This window comes from Bradyrhizobium sp. JHI2711, assembly GCF_056156565.1.
On the sequence record NZ_JBPZPT010000001.1, the window covers coordinates 692,752 to 711,085 of the forward strand.

At 63.7% G+C, this 18,334-nt stretch carries 16 protein-coding genes; 3 read left to right on the forward strand and 13 right to left on the reverse strand.

From position 1 onward, the window contains the following. Complete coding sequence (locus tag ACTEK7_RS03290; RefSeq protein ID WP_057029173.1) at positions 1-2,229, reverse strand: DUF3141 domain-containing protein; 2,229 nt, start codon at positions 2,227-2,229, stop codon at positions 1-3. Between the two features lie 153 nt (positions 2,230-2,382). Here ACTEK7_RS03290 and ACTEK7_RS03295 point away from each other — a divergent pair, with 153 nt between their 5' ends. Next, positions 2,383-2,901, forward strand: a complete 519-nt coding sequence (locus ACTEK7_RS03295) for a GNAT family N-acetyltransferase (protein ID WP_225147949.1) — start codon at positions 2,383-2,385, stop codon at positions 2,899-2,901. Positions 2,902-2,922: 21 nt separating this feature from the next. Here ACTEK7_RS03295 and ACTEK7_RS03300 read toward each other — a convergent pair whose 3' ends face one another. The 8 genes from ACTEK7_RS03300 to ACTEK7_RS03335 form a co-directional block, all read right to left on the reverse strand. Next, the gene (locus tag ACTEK7_RS03300; RefSeq protein WP_225147948.1) at positions 2,923-3,357 is read right to left on the reverse strand and encodes a hypothetical protein; all 435 of its coding nucleotides are present in this window, start codon (positions 3,355-3,357) and stop codon (positions 2,923-2,925) included. A gap of 7 nt (positions 3,358-3,364) precedes the next feature. Then, positions 3,365-4,282 carry a DUF2950 domain-containing protein gene (locus ACTEK7_RS03305; protein WP_225125430.1) on the reverse strand — a complete coding sequence of 306 codons (918 nt, stop codon included), beginning with the start codon at positions 4,280-4,282 and terminating at the stop codon, positions 3,365-3,367. Then, positions 4,279-5,979, reverse strand: a complete 1,701-nt coding sequence (locus tag ACTEK7_RS03310) for a DUF3300 domain-containing protein (protein WP_225147947.1) — start codon at positions 5,977-5,979, stop codon at positions 4,279-4,281. The genes ACTEK7_RS03305 and ACTEK7_RS03310 overlap by 4 nt, the downstream gene beginning before the upstream one ends. 112 nt (positions 5,980-6,091) lie before the next feature. After that, a complete protein-coding gene (locus tag ACTEK7_RS03315; protein WP_345944081.1) occupies positions 6,092-6,727 on the reverse strand; it encodes an ABC transporter substrate-binding protein in 636 nt (211 codons plus the stop codon). After that, a complete protein-coding gene (locus ACTEK7_RS03320) occupies positions 6,642-7,037 on the reverse strand; it encodes a hypothetical protein (RefSeq protein WP_474807445.1) in 396 nt (131 codons plus the stop codon). Before ACTEK7_RS03320 ends, ACTEK7_RS03315 begins: the two co-directional genes overlap by 86 nt. 92 nt (positions 7,038-7,129) lie before the next feature. Beyond that, on the reverse strand, positions 7,130-9,022 hold the full coding sequence (locus ACTEK7_RS03325; protein WP_225147946.1) for a sensor histidine kinase: 1,893 nt from the start codon (positions 9,020-9,022) through the stop codon (positions 7,130-7,132). Between the two features lie 218 nt (positions 9,023-9,240). Beyond that, positions 9,241-10,476, reverse strand: a complete 1,236-nt coding sequence (locus ACTEK7_RS03330) for an HlyD family secretion protein (RefSeq protein WP_036027994.1) — start codon at positions 10,474-10,476, stop codon at positions 9,241-9,243. Further along, a complete protein-coding gene (locus ACTEK7_RS03335) occupies positions 10,469-10,894 on the reverse strand; it encodes a hypothetical protein (protein ID WP_035999432.1) in 426 nt (141 codons plus the stop codon). Before ACTEK7_RS03335 ends, ACTEK7_RS03330 begins: the two co-directional genes overlap by 8 nt. A gap of 164 nt (positions 10,895-11,058) precedes the next feature. Here ACTEK7_RS03335 and ACTEK7_RS03340 point away from each other — a divergent pair, with 164 nt between their 5' ends. Both ACTEK7_RS03340 and ppk2 read left to right on the forward strand, forming a co-directional pair. Then, positions 11,059-11,511 (forward strand): hypothetical protein, encoded by a 453-nt coding sequence (locus ACTEK7_RS03340; RefSeq protein ID WP_035999435.1) that lies wholly within the window; start codon positions 11,059-11,061, stop codon positions 11,509-11,511. A 17-nt stretch (positions 11,512-11,528) separates the two neighbouring features. After that, a complete protein-coding gene (gene ppk2 / locus ACTEK7_RS03345; RefSeq protein ID WP_109143802.1) occupies positions 11,529-12,329 on the forward strand; it encodes a polyphosphate kinase 2 in 801 nt (266 codons plus the stop codon). Between the two features lie 163 nt (positions 12,330-12,492). On the opposite strand, the gene ACTEK7_RS03350 is transcribed toward ppk2, so the two are convergent. The 4 genes from ACTEK7_RS03350 to ACTEK7_RS03365 all read right to left on the reverse strand — a co-directional run bounded on the left by ACTEK7_RS03350 (position 12,493) and on the right by ACTEK7_RS03365 (position 18,274). Next, complete coding sequence (locus ACTEK7_RS03350; RefSeq protein WP_035999439.1) at positions 12,493-12,933, reverse strand: hypothetical protein; 441 nt, start codon at positions 12,931-12,933, stop codon at positions 12,493-12,495. Positions 12,934-12,948: 15 nt separating this feature from the next. Beyond that, positions 12,949-14,649, reverse strand: coding sequence for an aspartate:alanine exchanger family transporter (locus tag ACTEK7_RS03355; protein ID WP_035999441.1), 1,701 nt, complete (start codon positions 14,647-14,649; stop codon positions 12,949-12,951). A 17-nt stretch (positions 14,650-14,666) separates the two neighbouring features. After that, the gene (locus ACTEK7_RS03360) at positions 14,667-17,420 is read right to left on the reverse strand and encodes a decarboxylase (RefSeq protein ID WP_225147945.1); all 2,754 of its coding nucleotides are present in this window, start codon (positions 17,418-17,420) and stop codon (positions 14,667-14,669) included. A 173-nt stretch (positions 17,421-17,593) separates the two neighbouring features. Beyond that, positions 17,594-18,274: a YoaK family protein gene (locus tag ACTEK7_RS03365; protein ID WP_035999481.1), complete on the reverse strand. Its 681-nt coding sequence runs from the start codon at positions 18,272-18,274 to the stop codon at positions 17,594-17,596. Between the last annotated feature and the right edge of the window lie 60 nt (positions 18,275-18,334).

An 18,334-nucleotide genomic window follows, 5' to 3' on the forward strand; every position in this document is an offset into this window, starting at 1 on the left:
TTACGACGCCTTCGCCTTGGGATCGAAAGGGGCAACGTTCGACGCCCTTTCGGCACCTTCCGCGGTGTCGAGGCCAAACAGGCCGGCGATCTGCCGCAGCCGGTTGGCGCGCTCGCCGGTGACATCCGCACTGGCCGACAGCACCTGCTCGATCGCCTCGAATGCTGCGCGGCGAACGTTCATGTCGTCAGGCAGCAATTTCGGGATTGCAGCGAGCGCCCCTTCCCGGTCGAGCAGCAGCATGAAGAACTGCTCGCGTACCAGCATCTTGAACTCGGCAAGAGACATGCGTGCGCCGCCATGATCCCGGCGGACCCGGCGCAGAGCCTCGATGCTGCGTTCGTCCACCATCCCCCGTGCCGAGCCGACATAGAGCAAAGCGCGCAACGCCGCTTCACGGAGGCCGCCCTCACCGATCCGCGACTTCAGCTCGGCAATGCGCTTCTCGAGCATGGTGCGATGCTCGGCGGACATCTCACGCCGACGCGACGGCGTGGACGTCGGATCGATCCCGACCGCCGCCTGGAGCGCCGGGGATCCGTAGACGCTGAGGAACATCGCTTCGCTGAGCGCCTCCTGTGAATCGCGCCAGCTGTCGAGGGCGTGAACGACCTGCTTCGAGATCTGCTCCTGGAACGCCAGGAACGGATTGTCCGCGGCGACCGGCTTGCGCTTCTCGGCGGCCTTCTCGGCCAATGATTTCACCGTCGCCATGAAAGGATTCTGGCTGCTGAACAGCTCGTATTGCAGCCGCAGCGGATGCATGTTGTGAGCCCATTCGGCCATCTGTGGCGTCACCATGCGCTTGAGCCATGGCTGGACGAATTTTCGATAGGCCGCCAGGTTGATTTCCGAGATTCGTTTGGCGGTGGCAAAGCGTCGCTCGTCCTCAGGCGAATTGCCGCCCATGGCGCGGATGTCGTCGAGCGTCCGCGCTTCGCAGCGCATCACCCACTGGCCGACGACCAGATCCGAACTTGCGGTTTCCTCATCCTTCGCCTCGAACGTCGCTTCATAGAGTCCGGGCGGCAGAACGTCGATGAGGTCGATGTTGCTGGAAAATTCCGCGTGCTCCTTCTTGGCGACGCCGCCGGAGACGAAGATGCCGAGATGGCCGATGTTCTGGTGCACGGTGTAGACGATGGTCTGGCCATAGGCCCTGATCTCATCGACATCGGCATAGCAATCGAGGATCCAATGCAGCGCCTGCTGCGGCGGCGTGATGTTGTCGCCCTCCGAGCAGAACACCACGATCGGGGATCTGATGTTGCGAAGGTCGACCTTCCGGCCATCGGACATTTCGATGTTGCCGGCCGCGAGGTTGTTGCCGACGAACAGCTCATCGACGATGAATTGGATCTCCTCGGCGTTCAGGTTGACGTGGCCGCCCCACCAACGCTCGAATTCGAGGTAACGATCCGCCTCGGTGTCGACCTTGGAATAGACGTTGTATTGCTTGGTCCAGAGCGTATTCGACGGGTTCTGGTTCTCGAAGTTCTGCACCAGCCAAGCACCATCGAACTTGCCGGCGCCGAGATCGGAGGTCAGGGCCGTCAACCAGCTTCCGCCCAACAGCCCGCCCGAGTAGCGCATCGGATATTTTCCATGCACGCCGGCCCAATAGGCCAGCGGCGCGCCGGCGATGATCAGCGGGCCGAATAGCTCGGGACGTAGCGAGGCCAGGATCATGACGGCCCATCCGGCCTGACAATTGCCGATCACGCAGGGCTTGCCGTCGGCATCCGGGTGAAGGCTCATGACCTTTTCGATGAAGATGGCTTCGGCACGCGCGATGCGCTCGATGGTCTGACCGGGCATCGGGTCCGGCAGGAATCCGATGAAGTAGCAGGGATGGCCTGCTTTCATCGCCACCCCGATCTCGCTGTCGGCCTTGAAGCCGCCGATGCCGGGGCCGTGGCCCGCACGCGGATCGACCACGACGAACGGCCGCCGGTTCATGTCGATCTCGACGTTGGCGGGCGGAACGATGCGCACCAGCGCGTAATTGACGGGTTCGGCGAGCTGGCGCCCGTCGATGATCAACTCCGCCGCATATTGCAGAACATGCGGGGCGGTTTGCGCGAGGTGCTCCCTGTACTGGTCCCCGCGCCGGCGCATGATATCCAGGAACAGGATACTGCGCTGTCCCGCATCGACGAGGTATTCGACTGCCGAGGCGACCAGCCCCGACATGGGACCGCCCGGAATTTGCATCTTGTGCATGGACATGTTCTCGACCTCTTCGTCGCCTCGGCCAATTGACGGCTTGGAGCGAGGACGAACGTTGATCTAGGTCAAGATGATCTGCACGCTTGGGAGGCGTTTATCCCGCATACTGAGGCATGAGAGGCGGCTGGACCGCTTTGGACGAGCGACATCGGCATGTCACAAGCTGCAACTTATAGCGTGCAAACCGTCCTGAAGGACGGCACTCCGACCGAGATCCGCGCGCTTCGCGCCAGCGACGAGGCGGACATGCTCGCTGCCATTGCGCGCACTGGACCGCAATCGCTGCAAAGCCGGTTCTTCGTTTTGAAACGGCATTTCTCGGAGAAGGAGCGTGCCTTCTTCATGGACGTGGATTTCAGCAATCACGTTGCGCTGGCCGCTCTCGCCGAGGAACAGGGTCGATACGCCATTATCGGCGGCGGCCGGTACGTCATCGTCGAGTCCGGTCGGGCCGAGATGGCCTTCGTCGTGGTGGATGCCTGGCAAGGTCGCGGGGTGGGCTCCTTATTGCTGAAGCACCTGACAGAGATCGCGCGCGAACAAGGCGTAAGAGAGCTCACAGCCGAGGTTCTGTCCGACAACATGCCCATGCGCAGCGTGTTCGCGAAGGCGGGCTTCAAGCTCGCGCGGAGTGACGATCCGAGAACGGTGCACCTGTCGCTCACGCTTTGATCCGCGCGCCCGGCTTGAGCCTCACCTCAAAGCGATCGTGATCCGACTGATATTGGCCGCCAGCTCGAGTCCCGCCTTCGGGCCTTGCAGCACCATCGTGACGCCCTTTTCATTGCGCAGGTGCACACCATTGGCGCCGCCGACCAGCGCAAAGCCGCCGCCGACGGAGCTGTAGTTGCCGGCGAAGTCACTGACCTCCCGGATGCCGGATGCCCAGCCGTCGAGGCGGCCGACCGTTGCACCGACCGTGATGCCCAGGCTCACGCCGCTGACGTTGAAGGGGTAGGTCTTGCCCCGGTACGTCAACACGCCGCTGCCGGCGCCACCGCCGGCCAGGAGGCCCGCCTTGACGATCTTCACTCTGACCTGACCGGTGGCCTGCGCGAAGGACGGCGCCGCCGGCAGGGTCAGCCCGAGCGCGAGCAGGAGCAGCGCGACCAGGCGAAATGCGCGCATGCGCGGCTCAGGGTTTTGCGGCATCGACTTTCTTCCAGGTTTCATCGGGATTGAACAACGTGGTGCGCTGGGCGATGAACTCGGTGCGCTTGCCGAGATCCTTCTGGTAGACGACGCCGTCATGATTGACCAGGAAGGTCATGACGCCCGAATTGCCGTATTCCGCGGGCCAGGCGATCAGGGCGAAGCCGCCGATCATCTTGCCCTTGACGACGTAGTTGAGCGCACCGCCGCGCGCATCCCGCCCCTGCGCTTTGAGAATCCGGAAGTAATAGCCGTGATAGGGCGTCGGCCCGACATCACCGCCGCGATAGCCCTCCTTCGTTGCTTCGGCCGCGAGCGCGCCGAGCGGGCTCGGGTCGCTGTCGTCGCGCCAGAACAGGCCGTCCTTCTTGCCGGGCGAGGAGGAGATGCGCTGCGCGTAGACGCCGACGCCCTCGCCGCGGTCCTTTTCCGCATATTCGTTTTGCGCGTCGACGAAGGCGAGCGCGGTCTGGATCGCGTCGAGCTCGTTGCGGCCGATGCGACGGCGCAGCACCTCAATGCGTCCCTCGTCGGTGTCGAACGCCCAACCCGTCCTGGTGTTGACCAGCGGAATTGGAAACGGAAAATCGTCCGGCCCGAGCATCAAGGTGGCGGTCTTGTTGCCCTCCGCCTTGATGCCGTGCTTGGCGTCGTACATCGCAGTGAAACGCGCCCGAATGTCGTTGTCCGCAATCTCGTCGCCGGACGACACGATGTCCTCCGCATTCCTGCCGAGCACTTTCAAGATGTCTTTCGGGCCGCTCTTGACCGCGGCGGCGAGCGCAGACGCGGCCTCTTCCGGTGTCTTGTAGGATTCCTGTGCGAGAGAGGCCGATCCGAGCAGCGCGAGCGCGAGGACGCCGGGTATCAGCGCACGGCTAAACGATTTCATGCCGGTCATGGCATCACCTCCGCAGGAATCTTCGCGCCGCCTGCGAGCCAGTCGCGATAGGTGCGGAACGTCAGCCCGAGCTTCTCGTAATAAACGCGAAGATAACCGTCGCCACCGCGGGTCACGGCATCGGGCATCACCTGCTCGACCTCCTGCGCCATGACGCCGACATAGGCCTTGTCGCTGCCGACGTAGCTGAAGCGATAATAGCCGAGGCCGTTTGAGAGATGACCGAGCAGGACGACATCATGCTTCAGCGCTGCGTCGGAACGCCGACCACCACCGCCACCGCCGCGGAAGCCGCCTCCCCCACCGCCGCCACGCATCGCCATTCCGCCACCGCCGCCGCGGCCGGCAAAGCTTGGTCCGCCGCCGCCACCGCGCGGCATGCTCGCCATGCTGGCGCGGCCGCGCGCGGATGCTGCAGCCGCCGAGCGGCCGGAGGAGACGTTCATGGCACCGCCGCGACTGCCGCCGCCACGATTGGCCGCACCGCCACCGGCGCGGTTCGCAGCCTTGGCGCGATCGCCACCGCCCTTGGTCGCACCTTTGGCACGATCACCGGCACCGGCACGATCGCCGCCGCCAGGCCGGTCGCGCGTCCCTGCGCTGGGGCGATCGCCCGCGCCCGGACGGTCGCCACGATTGCCGGCGCGATCCCCTGCGCGATCCCCTGCGCGATCTCCTGCGCGATCTCCTGGACCGCCGCGATCACCCGCACGATCTCCCGCCCGGTCCCCGGCACCCTGGTCGGGGCGCAGCACCTGGTTGCCGTCGCGGCCGCGGAAATCCATCCGGTCCGACACGCCGGCCTTCAGATTGTTGTTGCCGAAGCGCTGCTGAACATTGCTGTTGTTGTAGCGCACACCGCCGCGATGCGCCGGATTGTGCTGCCAGCCATTGCCGATGTTCGTGGTGCGATGGTTGACATAGACGTTGCGGTTGCCCCAGTTGCAGCCGCCGCCCCAGTAATTGCCCCAGCGTCCGATCGCCCAGGCGGTGCCGAACGCGATGCCAGCCGCGACCACGCCGGCGCCGATATAAGACGGGTAGCCCCAATAATAGGGCGGATACTCCGCATAGGGCCAGCTGCCGTAGACCGTCGCCGGGTCGTAATACGGCACGTACATCGCCGCGGGATCGGCCTGCTGGATCACGACGACCTGCTTGCCTTCCTGAGACTGGACGCTGACCTTCTGCTGCTTGGTGGTGACGAGCTTCTTGTTGTCATAGGCCTTGGTGCGCAGACGCTGGATCGCGTCCATGACGTCGGGCTGCTGGGCGAGGAAGGCATCGCCCAGCTTCTTGGTCCAGTCGAGCTGCTCGCTCATCATCGCGAGGACATCGGCGGTGCTGGCCAGCGCCTTGACGCTGTCGTCCCAGCCCTGCTTTTCCACTTCCGTCTTCAGCGCATCGCCCTTCAGGCTCTTGCGCTCCTTCAGCCAGCGGTCGGCCTGCACCACCTCCAGCGGATAGGTCGAGGCGGCCAGTACATTGGCGAGCAACTCGTCCGGATAAAGCGCGATCGGCGCGACGAGGGCCTCGAGCTGCTCGGGCTTCAGGAGCTCGGCCGCCGGTGCGGGCGGGCTGGCAGGCTGCGCCTGCGGGGCCGGGGCTGCAGGCGTCGTTGGGGTCTGCGCCATTGCGGCGACCGAAGTTGCCATCAACAGCGCCAGCGCCATCAGGGTCTTGCCGCAACGAAACATCACATCCTCCCTCGGACTTCAGTGCGGGAGGATCAAGCCGGGGCGCAAGCATTTGTTGATCGAGATCAACGAAACGAGGCAGTCGGGGCTGCTGCAGCGCAAGATCGAATGATCATTCGATCAGCTCGGCATCCAGCAGAAGCCGGTTCGGCACCGTCAGGCCGAGGGCCCTGGCCGTCTTCATGTTGATGACGAGCTCGAACCTGGTGGCAAATTGCACCGGGAGAGTGCTGATATCGGCACCGCGCAGGAGACGGTCGACATAGCCGGCGCCATCACGAAATTGCTGGGTCAGATCTGCACCATACGACATCAGCCCGCCATTCGACGCGTAGAAACGGACTGCGAAGATGGCGGGCACGCGCCGCTGCGCCAGCAATGCAATGGCCATCGCGCTGTGGGATCCGAAGAAGCCGCCATCCGGCAGCACGACGAGGCCGCCGCCTGTGCGCGCCGCCGTCTCGATCGCTCCCGCCATCTCCGGACCGCTGCGAACGCTCGCACCGGCGATCTTGAGGCCGAGACGGCTTTCCATCTGGTGCGCCGCTTGAACATAGAACGGTCCGTAGGGTGCCGATTCCGGATTGAACAGCAGGGCCGCATGGCTCATCCCCGGCACCATGTCCTTCAAAAGGCCGAGCCACTTCCCGCTCATCGAATGCTCATAAAGCGAAAAGCCGGTCAAATTTCCGGCCGGCCGGGCCAGATTGGCGACAAGGCCCGTCCCTACCGGATCGGAAAGCCCCACGAAGACGATCGGAATTCGTTGCGTTGCATCGCGCAGCGCCCGTGTTGATCCCGTACTGGTCGAGAGCCTCCAACTTCTGGCGCGCCGGATCGGGGCCCGGCCAGCGCACCTCCAGGCGGTAGTTCTGGTTGGCGATCCAGCCTCGATCGGTGAGACCCTGCTGAAAGGCATCCACGCGCATTTGCGCGCCGGGATCACCAGCGACATTGCCCGTCAGCACGCCGACGGCGGGCATTCGGTCCTGGGCTTTCGCCAGGACCGGCAACGCAGCAGCAGCACCAACCAGCGTCATGAAGTCACGACGTCTCATACGCCTCACGCTCGCCTGTCGTACTCGTCATGCGATCGAGAGAGAACGGCTTCAGCGCCGTGATGTTTGATCAAGATCAAGATACCGCCCGCTCAGCGAGCGGTCGGAAGCCTGATCGTGAAGAGTGCGCCGCCCGCAGGCTGGTTCGCAGCAGCGATCGTGCCGTGATGGGCCTCGACGATGGTTCTGGCGATTGCAAGGCCCATGCCCATGCCTTGCGGTTTGGTCGTGAAGAACGGATCAAACAGGCTTGCGAGATCGGAGGCGGGTATTCCGGGCCCGGTGTCGGCGATCCTGATCTCGGCCTGATTGCCGGTGCTGAGCGTCGACACGCTGACCTCCCGCTTTCCGGCGTCCGCATCGGAAATCGCATCCATCGCGTTGATGATCAGGTTGAGAATGACCTGCTGAATCTGGACCGGATCTCCCTTGACGTGAAGGCCGGCCAGAGCCGGCACATAGCTCAACGTGATCCGGCGCCCCTGAGCGAGGGCCTTCACCAGATCGATTGCTTCGCGCACTGTATCGTTGAGCTCGATGTGCTTGACCTCGAACGGGGTCTTTTTCAGAACGCTGCGCAGCCTGCGGATCACCTCGCTCGCCCGTTGGTCGTCCCTTCTGATGTCGGCGAGGATCTGCTGGATCTCGACAAGGTCGGGCTGGGCGGCCTTGAGCATGAGCTCTGCGGTTTCCGCATTGGTCAAAATCGATCCGAGTGGCTGGTTCAATTCATGCGCAATCGATGTGGTCAGCTCGCCAACCGCCGAGTAGCGGTTGACGTGGGCAAGTTCCGTCAGCCGCTGACGCGACTCGACTTCGGCAACCTGTCGACGGCGACGCTCGTGCAGGAGCCCGCTGATGAGTCCCGCCTGGATCAGGAACACGGCCGAGATCATCAGCATCTGCCAGCGATAGCGCTGCCAGATACTCGGCTCGCGAAACAGGATGGTGCTTCCCGGCGGCAGGCGACTCTCGCTGATGTCCCAGCGCTGCAGCTCCCGCCAGTCGTAACGCGGCGCGGCGAAGGCGATCGGCTCATAATTGATGCTCGCCGGTTTCGCGCCGCCGAGAATGCCGATCGCGGCGCTGACGGTCCGCGACGTCGTTTCCCCAATCAAGTGCATCGGTCCCCCGACCGTGCTCTCGCCGAAGAACGGCTCCTGGTAGGAGAAGATCGGGGCGTTCGCGACGGCATGCAGGCTGCGCAGCGCCCAGTCGCTCTCATAGACCACCCCGGCCGCATCGACGGACATCAGCCCCCAGAACAGCGCGGTGTGAGACGGGAGCTTCGATGAGCGCTTCAGGATCTCCTCGAACGACAAATCCGAGTACCAAACGAGTTCGATCCGCTCCGCAAAAGGTTTCAGCTCCCGCTTCAGCTCCTCCGTCCAAAACCTCTCGAGCGGCGAAGCTCCGACCACGATCGCAACCGATTTTGTATCGGGCAGGACCTGAAGAATGTTGTCGAAGGCCGCGACAAAATCGTTGCGGACGGCCACTACGACATCGTTGTCGCAGAGGTCGGTGCGATTAATCAGCCGATGCTCGACCGCGGAGAGGATCAACGGCGCATCGGGGAACAGCCTGGCGCGATATTTCTGCGCAAACCGGGCGGCAGGCGCGCCGATGCTCAAGACGATGTCCGGCACCGCACCTTGGTACAACGAGTGTAGATATTCGACGAACGGCGCCTCGGGACCAGGGTTGTTGAAGCGCGCGGTGAGCAGCGCGTGCTCCTGGATATCGAGCGGCCAGGGCGATTGCCGCTCGAGCTCAGCCTTGATGTCGCGCGCATATTCGCTCCACGGCCGGAACTCGCGGCCGAAGGAATGCAGCAACAGCACGCGTTTGAGCTCGCCGCGCCGGCTCCGCTCGACCGCACCGGCTTGCCCGGCCGAGAGGCACTCGGCCACGAGCAGGCCGAAACAGAGGAGCGCAGCCGCGAGCCGTGGCTTCAGCCAGTCTATGCACGCGCCCCCGCTCATGCTGCACCCTCACAGCTTACGGCAGCTGCTTTCCAGGCAATAATAGCTGGAATCGCACCATACGGACAGCCCCCGAGGCAGGCCTCAGCAGCGCGTGACGACGCGGCCATAGGCGCCCACGACTTGCGCGCAGGACGGCGCATAATAGGCGCCTGCGGCCGAAATGGCAGGCGAGGACGACTTTCGGAGACCACGTCTCGTCCGTACTCTTCTCTCGTTCAATGCCCGCCGCTCAGCACGAGCGTCTGGATCGGCAGCAACAGCGCCTGGATCCGCAGCAGCAGCGCGTGCACGAGGCCGACGCCGTCGACGACGTGCAGCGCGATCTTCCGGCTGGTCGAGGTGTCCTTGGCCGAAATCTCCTCGTGATTGCTGGTGTAGGCGTTGACGATGCAGCTCGAGCCCGGCGTGACACCGTCGAGACCGCCCTTGTAGAGCGGCTCCAGGAAAACCAGGATCGTGCCGGGACGGACGGCATTCTGCGGATCGATGAGCTGCTCGCCGGTGCGAAACTGTCCGGCCGCGATGTAGTCCTGCACCGTCGTGATCACCATGGGGATGATGACCCAGGGTTTGGATATGCAGGTCGCTTCCGCCACCATGCCGGTCTTCATGACCTGCGCCTCGATCTGGCCGAAACCGGCCTGGAGCGCCTTGCGGCCCGCGCCCTCCGGAACGAGAACACCGGCCGGACGCATCAGCTGGTTGACGACATCGCCGGGGCGAACCAGGAACTGCTCGACCCGCCCGTCGACGCCGGCGCGTACGAAAGTCTTGTCGAGATCGACCTGCGCCTGGTCGAGCGCGGCTTCGGCGCTGGCCTTCTGGGCCGGCAGCAGAGCCGAGACCTGCAAGGACACTGACTGCTTCGCCGCCGTCGCGGCGTCGATGCCGGACTGTCGCTGATCGACCAGCACCTGGAGCTTGTCGATGTCACGCTGTGGAACGATGCCGGGATTGCGGCGCTGGAGCTCGGTCTTGACCTCGAGCTCGTCTTTGGCCTGCTGGTAGTTGGCCCTCGCTTCGCCGAGCTGCGCCTCGGCCTTGACCACGTCGGCCTGCGCCGTCTGCATGGCGGCATCGACTTCTGCCACCTTCCGCTTGGCGGTCTCGACCGCAGCCTTTTGCTTCGAGCTATCGAGCGTGAACAGCACATCGCCCTGTTTGACGGGCGCGGTGAAGCCGACTTTGACCTCGGCAACACGGCCCGAGCCTTCGGGCAGAATTGGCACGGTGCGGAAGTACAGCGTCGCCGACGATGTCGCCGGATGGAAGTAGAAGATCATGGTGATGAGCGACACCGTCAGCATCAGGCAGGCGGTGATGCCCCAGCGCAGCTCGTACCAGACCGAGAAGAAGGTGATTTCCTTCCCGAAGCGCTTGCCCTGGGCGTAGCGGCGGTACAGGTAGTCCGGAAGGATCGTGACGAGGGAGCAGATCAGCAGCTCAAGCATGACTGCGCTCCTTCTCCTTGGCGGGTCCCGGCTTGTCCGCGGGGGGCGGTGCGACGGCCGCCTCAGCCTGGACTTCCTCCGCATCGGAGGCCGGCGTCGCGTCGGCGATCTTCTCGACGGACCCGGCAATGCTGCGCAGCGGCGTGCCGAAATCCGGAAGATCGATCATTGCGAGGAGCAGTCCGGCGATCCAGAAGATGTGCATGTGCGTGAACAGCGAGATCAGGCCGAGCACGGCGACTAACTCGAACTGCAGTTTATGCGTTTTGTGCGCCATCCGCTCGGGCAGGCTGTGCAGTTTCCAGTAGAGCGTGCCGACCCAGAGCACGGCCCCGATCAGGAATACGCCCATCACCACCATCAGCGTATCGGTCCCGCTCCCCGGTGCGAGATAAAACGGCAGATGATGCGGTGCCATCGGATGAAGCTGCTCGCTCAAACGTCTCTCCCGGTCAAAACGTCCATGGGCGGCACTGTGTTCGGGTATGTTCGCGTTTGTTTGATTTGAGTCAAGGGAACACGTCAGGGCCAACCCTAGCGTCAGCCGCATGCTGATTGGACAACCATCAGGAGCCGCCCGCCATGCCCGGCCTAGACGATCTCATCCCCAGCGCAGCCCAGATTCGTAAGGAAGCCGCCCTCAAGGAAGCCGAAAAGGCGGAGGAATATGTGCGCCTTGCCGCCGCGGCCGAGGCGGAGAAGCGCGCCTTGATCGAGCGCTTGAGCAAGCCCTCGGGCAAGACCGAGGAGGAGAAGATCAAGCTCGCCTCGACCGTGATCCAGCGCGCGGTGCGCAACGGCCTCACGGAAGTGCTGGTCTATCGCTTCCCCAATTCGCTCTGCACGGACAAGGGCCGCGCCATCAATCAGATGGAGAAGGGCTGGGAGAACACCCTGACCGGAATTCCCAAGGAGATCTTCCAGCTCTGGACCGATTACCTGAAACCGCGCGGCTATCGCATCGCCTATCAGATCATCGATTTTCCGGGCGGCGTGCCCGGCGACATCGGCGTGACCATTTCCTGGGACGATTAGCAACAGGTGGGATCGGCATGGCGAAGGACGGCCCTGCGGAGCGGATGAAGCGGAAGGATTACGAGAAGGAGCTCGAGAAGCTCCAGGTCGAGCTGTGCCATCTCCAGGACTACGTGCGGGAAAACAAGCTCCGGGTCATCGTCCTGTTCGAGGGTCGGGACGCCGCCGGCAAGGGCGGCACGATCAAGGCGATCACCGAGAAGGTCAGCCCGCGCGTGTTCCGGGTCGTCGCCCTGCCCGCGCCGTCCGACCGCGAGAAGACACAATTGTTCTTCCAGCGCTACATGGAGCGATTTCCGGCCGGCGGCGAGATCGTGATCTTCGACCGGAGCTGGTACAACCGCGCCGGTGTCGAGTACGTCATGGGCTTCTGCACCCCCGCCGAGCACGAGCGTTTCCTCAACCTGTGCCCGCAGATGGAGAAATACGTCATCGACGGCGGCATCATCCTGATCAAGATCTGGCTCGAGGTCGGCATGGACGAGCAGGAGCGCCGTTTCAAGGCCCGCATCGACGACCCGGTCCGACAGTGGAAGCTCAGTCCGATGGACCTGGAATCCTTCCGTCGCTGGTACGATTATTCGCGCGCGCGCGACCTGATGCTGAAGAAGACCAGCACGAAGGATGCGCCCTGGAACATCGTCCGCTCTGACGACAAACGAAGGGCGCGGCTCAACTGCATCGCGCACCTTCTCGGCGCCATCCCCTTCAAGCGCATCAAGAAGGACAAGATCAAACTGCCGAAGCGCTCCGACAAGGGACGCTACAACGACCAGGCCAGCCTCAAGAAAATGAGTTTCGTCGCGCAGCGCTATTGAGCAGCGTCAGGCCGCTAAAGCGCGATGCGATTGGAATGAATCGTCATCGCGCTTTAGGTTGTTGTTTGAGCATGTTCTATTCGGAAAACCGCTACACACTTTTCCGGATCATGCCCTAGGGGCCCGACGCTGCCGTCGATCGCTCAATGGCCATACGACCCCTTCAACTCGATTTCAGGCGGATCGTGACGCCACCGACTGCAGCCGATACTTCCGCGCCGACCCGCGGGCCGCTGAGCTGGAGGATCACGCCATTGCTGTTTTGCAACTGAACGGCGCCGGCACCTGCGGCGATTGCCCCACCCGCTCCTCCCACGGCATAAGAGCCTTCGATCGACGCCGGCCCCTTTAGATTGAGCGCGCGGCCGACGAACTTCGTGGTCGACGCTCCGATGGTGAGGCCCACGCTCATGCCAGACACCGTGAATGGGTATTTCTTGCCCCGGTAGACCAGAACGCCCTCACCGCCACCGGCGCCGACGATGAAGCCACCCTTGGTGAAGACGACCGCGACCTGGCCGGTGTCGGCACGCGCGGACGTGCTAAAGCCGGCAACAGCGGCGAGCGAAGCGACCAGGACGGCGCCGAAGGACAGTTTTCTCATGACGTTTTCTTCCCCTTATTGAGCCAGGATCATCGCGAAGTAGCCGAAGATGGTGAGAAGGATGCCCGAGACGGCATAGCCGACCGGGAATCCGATCCAGGGCACGGAGCTCTGGATCTCGACCGCGGCCTCGCGGCACGGGCCGGAATGCGACCGCGCGCCGGCAACGCCGCCCATCAGCACCGCCGGATTGATCTTGAAGACGTGGAAGCCGATCGCCCAGACGATGAACGGCGGGATCGTGCACGCGATGAAGCCGACGATGAAGATCTTGAGCGCGAGCGCGCCGGTGAGCTGAGCCAACAGGCCGGCGCCGGCATTGACCCCGACGATCGCGACGAACACAACGAGGCCGAGATCCTCGAGCACGTTTCGCGCCGCGTTCGGCGTATTGCCGAAGAAGCGCAGCCGCGACACGACCGAGGACACGATCACGCCGGACAGCAACAGCCCGCCGGCATTGCCGAGACCGACCTTGGCACCGAAGGCGGGGAATTCGATCATGCCGATGAGGAAGCCGATGATCATGCCGACCGACAGGGTCAGCAAGTCGGTCGAGGTGTTGGCGCGCGCGATGCGGCCCCACATCTCGCCGAGCTCGTTGACCGCCGACTTCAGGCCGACCACCGAGACGATGTCCATGCGCTCCAGCTTGGTCTTGAGACCGGCCGGGATCTGCACCCCGCCCCGCTCGACCTTGGTCACCTGCAGCTGGCCGGCGATGGCCGTGTCGCGGAAGGACTCGAAGGTCCGCCCGACGACGTCCTTGTTGAAGACGACGATTTCCGCCTGGTCCATGGGTATACCGAGCGTCTTGGCATCGGCGACCTCCGGACCAATCAGGCCCATCTTCTCAGTCAGATGCTCGGTCGATCCGCCCAGCGCGACGATATCGCCCTTCTGCAGCACGAGCTCGGGATCAGCCCCCTGCGGCTCACCATTGCGCCCGACATTGACGATACGGTACTCGGGATTGACCGTGCGGAATTTGGCGATGCTCATCCCGATCGTCGCAGGATTCTCCAGCCGGTAGGCCCGCAGACCGAACTGACGGTAGCCGGTCAGGGCGCCGCCTTCGAGATCTTTGACGCCGAACTCCTGCTCATACTTCTTGGCGGCGGCCTTGGCATCGACGCCCCACCAGCGCGGCAGGTATTTGCAGATCAGGATGATGCCGACGGTGCCCCAAATGTAGGTAATACCGTAGGACAAAGCGATCATGCCGGAGGCATCCTCGGGCTTCATCCCGGCAGGCAGTTTCACGACTCCCGACGTGACGGCCTGCTCGGCCGAGCCGATCGCCGCCGACATGGTCTGCGATCCCGCCAGCATTCCGCCAGCCGCACCGGGCGGCAATGCGAAGAGCTTCGCCCCAAGCACGACGAGGGTCAGGCCGATCACACTCGACACCACCGCGAGGAACAAGAATTTGATCCCGTCGCCCCGCAGGCTGTTGACGAAGGACGGACCTACGCGCAGGCCGACGCCGTACATGAAGAGATAGTAGAACAGGCTCTTGGCGAAGTTGTTCAACTCCAGCTTCACGCCATAGCTGGATGCCCAGACCGAGATGCCCGCGCCGACCACGATGGCACCGGCGACCATGCCGAGGCCATAACCCTTGATGCTGGCTCGGCCGATATAGACGGCGAGACCGACCACGAAGAACAGCAGCAGATACGGGTACTGTTGCAAGAACTGGAAAAATGCCTGCATGTTCGTCCCCTCCCGACCTATGACGCGGCCTTGAGCTTCGGCTGGGCGCTGGGCTTTGGCCTGCCGAGCTTGGCCAAGGCTTCCGTCCGTACGAGTTTCAGCCCTTCCTTGGCGTCGTAGCCGTGGATCTCCTTCACATCGAGCTTGCGCATGAAGTCGATCGTCTCCTGGGTGATGACCTGGCCGGGCACCATGATCGGGAAGCCCGGCGGATACGGGATCACGAAGTTGGCCGAGACGAGCTCGGGCCCGGCCTTCAGCCGCCGGTCGATCTCGGGATCGTTGAGGCGGATGTGCTCGCAGCCGGCGACGTCATAGGCCGCGTAGAAGCCGCTGCGGATGTCGCCCTCGTTGGTCTTGGTGCCAGCATCGCCGCGGAAGCTCGGGTGGAAATGCGAGAAGTTCGGCAGATCGGGCACGTCCTTCATGAGGCTCGTCACCCGTGCCTCGAAGGTCTTTCGCGCATTGGCACCGCCCTGGGCCAGGCCGCGGTCGAGCTCGCCCGCGATCTCGGCGAGCACGCGAACGAGATGCGCGACGTCGCTGCGAGTGTTGTTGATGTTGGATTGGACCAGCACCGAGTTGCGGGAGGTCTTGTTGACCTGGATGTTGTACTCGTTGGCGAGAATGCCCTTGAACTGCGTGCCGTCATAGCCGGCCGTGCCGCATACCAGCGTTATGCGGGTCGGGTCGAGGCAGAACTCGTCCTCGTCCAGGCTCTTCAGCGTGTTCGCCCAGTTGACGCCGGGGGCGAGGAAGTCGGTGAAGCCGCTCTGGCGGTACTGCGCCGGCACCATGGCGTCGGCACCGAGGATGCGGAAATATTTCGAGATCAGCGGGTTGTTGTTGACCGCCTGGCGGATCGCGAACGCGATCTCGATCGCATTGGCGACGAGGCCATAGCCCTCCAGCTCCATCTGCCGCCGTGAGATGTCAAGGCTCGCGATCAGCTGCTGGTTCGGACTTGTCGAGGCGTGGGTGAACACCGCTTCCTTGAACTGCTGCTCCACGGTGTGGAATTCGACGTCCTTGACCGAGAGCATCGAGCCCTGGCGGATCGCCGACATCGACTTGTGGGTCGAGTTGGTCTGGTAGACGCGCAGCCGGATCTGTCGGGGGTCCGGGATCAGCCGGGTCTTGAGCAGCACCTCGTCGGACGGGTTCTTGCCGAGCTCGGCCTGCTGCTTCTCATAGGCCGCGACCGACTTGGGATCGCGCATCCATGCCTCGATCTCGTTGGCCGCGCCAAGTCCGGTGCGGCGGCGCAGGAATGGCGAGAAACGCGCGAAGCCGAACCAGGCTTCATCCCACAGGAAGATCAGATCGGGCTTGATGGCGAGGCATTCCTCCATCACCCGCCGTGTGTTGTAGATATGGCCGTCGAACGTGCAGTTGGTGAGGTCGACCATCTTGACGCGGTCGAGCCGGCCATCAGCCTTGGCGCCCAGCAGCGCCTGCTTGATGGTCTTCAGCGGCACCGCGCCGTACATCGAATATTCCGTCATCGGGAAGGCTTCGACGTAGAGCGGCTGCGCACCGGCCAGCACCATGCCGTAGTGATGCGACTTGTGGCAATTGCGGTCGACAATCGCGATGTCGCCGGGCGCGAGCAGCGCCTGCACCGCCATCTTGTTGGACGTCGATGTGCCGTTGGTAACAAAGAAGACGCGGTCGGCGCCGAGCGCCCTCGCCGCCTTCTCCTGCGCCTTCTTGATGTTGCCGGTCGGCTCCAGCATGCTGTCGAGACCGCCGGTGGTGGCGCTGCTCTCGGCCAGGAACAGGTTCGGGCCGTAGAACTCGCCCATGTCCCGGATCCAGTCGGACTTGAAGATCGACTTGCCGCGGGCGATCGGCAGCGCGTGGAAGGTGCCGATCGGACGCTGGGCGTATTTCTTGAGATTGTCGAAGAACGGCGTGTCGTAGCGATCCTGGATGCCTTCGAGGATCGATAGGTGGAGTTCCAGCAGCTCTTCAACGGAATAGAAGATGCGGCGGACCACGTCCGCCTCGGGATTGCCGGCGAGCTCCTCCACGTCACGGTTCGAGATCATGTAAAGGTCGAGCTCGGGCCTGACGCGCTTGATGATCTGGGCGAGCCGCAGCGCCGAAGCGTCGGTTTCGTCGTTGAGACCGGCCGAGGCCATGATCGAGCGCAACACCGGTGCATCGTGCCGCGAACGCAGGCCAAAGCCCTCGTTGATGATGACGGCTCCGATGTTCGGATTGAGCATCGTCGCACAGAAAGCGTCCTCCAGGCTGCCGACGATCACAGGTTCATAGATGAACGCGTCGACCGGGCGCCGCAGCTTGCGCCATTCCGCGGCCAGCGCCGGCCATTGGCTGGAAGATACGCCGGTGACGATCAGGGTTTCGAAATACGGCCTGCGCGCGCTGTGCGCGCCAAAGGCCGGCGGCGCGAGCTCGGGCGCATCGCCGTTGCCGTCGTCCTTGGGGCTCCAGTCACCGGCATGTTGGCGGAAGGATCGCGTCGCCAGTGCCTGGGCAATTCTCGTCGCAAGGGCGAACGATGATGCACCGTCGCCGGCGACTGTTGCTTCCCGCAGCGCCGCCATGAGGTGCGGACCGGGATAGCCGTGAAATTCTTCGATGATCGAAAGATCGGACAACGCCGCGTCATAGGCTGTGCGATTGCCGACGCGCGCCCAGGTCTTTGCTGCTTCCACAAGGTCGCGCCAGTCGTCTGCCCGCGCGCCCGGGCCGGAAAAGAACTGGTCGATACGCTTCTGTGCGGGCTTGGCGTCTTTGGACATCTCTCTCTCCCGATCCTCTAAAGGTGATGCGGATCGTGGGTGCGGCGCGGCTCGCTCCATTGATCCAAGTCAACGGTCGCGTGCATTCTGCGGGCCGACGCCGTGCCGTTCGCAGCGCAACACGAAAAGATCAGGCCGTTCGTTGTGCGACGCTCACCTGATCATTGGCGCGCTCATCTCCCCTCCTGCGAACGTAGCGCTTCGCAGCGCAGCAGCACGATCAACAGCGCGACGACCGGCAGGCCCAGCGCGAGATCGGGGACGCTCTTGGTTGCAAAGGCTCCGGCGGCGGCACCGAAGCCGAACACGACGCACAACGCGATGAAAATGCCCGAGCGGCGCAGCGTTCCGAGTGGTGCGCCGCCTGCTGCGACTGCGAAGACGTTCTCGATGGCCTGACGCATGTTGCTGGTGATCATCACCGTGCTGCACACTGTGCCTTCGACCTTGACGAACATTGCGGCCTGCATCGCTGCCACGGCGGAAATACCGAGCGTTCCAGCCAAATCGGGCAACCTATTGTGCAAGATGCCGATCGCTATCAACAGCAGGATCTCGATCAACGTACTGACCGCGCTGGCCCGCTCGCCCGTTGCGCGGCGCAGCCAGGCTGCGAGCACGATGCCGACCGCGAACGCCAGGATTGGCGGCACGAAGTGCAGCGCCTTCGCCCAGTTGCCCGCCATCGCGTGAATCCACAGGAAGATCAGGTTGGCGGTCTGGGCATTCGCCAACACGCCGTGGATGATCCAGGTATAGGCGTCGATATAGCCGCCGACAAAGGCGAGCAGCAGGACGATCTCGACTGTCTCGTCGCGGCGGATCGCACCGGTTGTGACGTTCAGGGTACTCATGACGGCAATATGGGCTGTCGCGAACATTCCATCGCGTCATAGCCGCCGCCACGTCGCCGC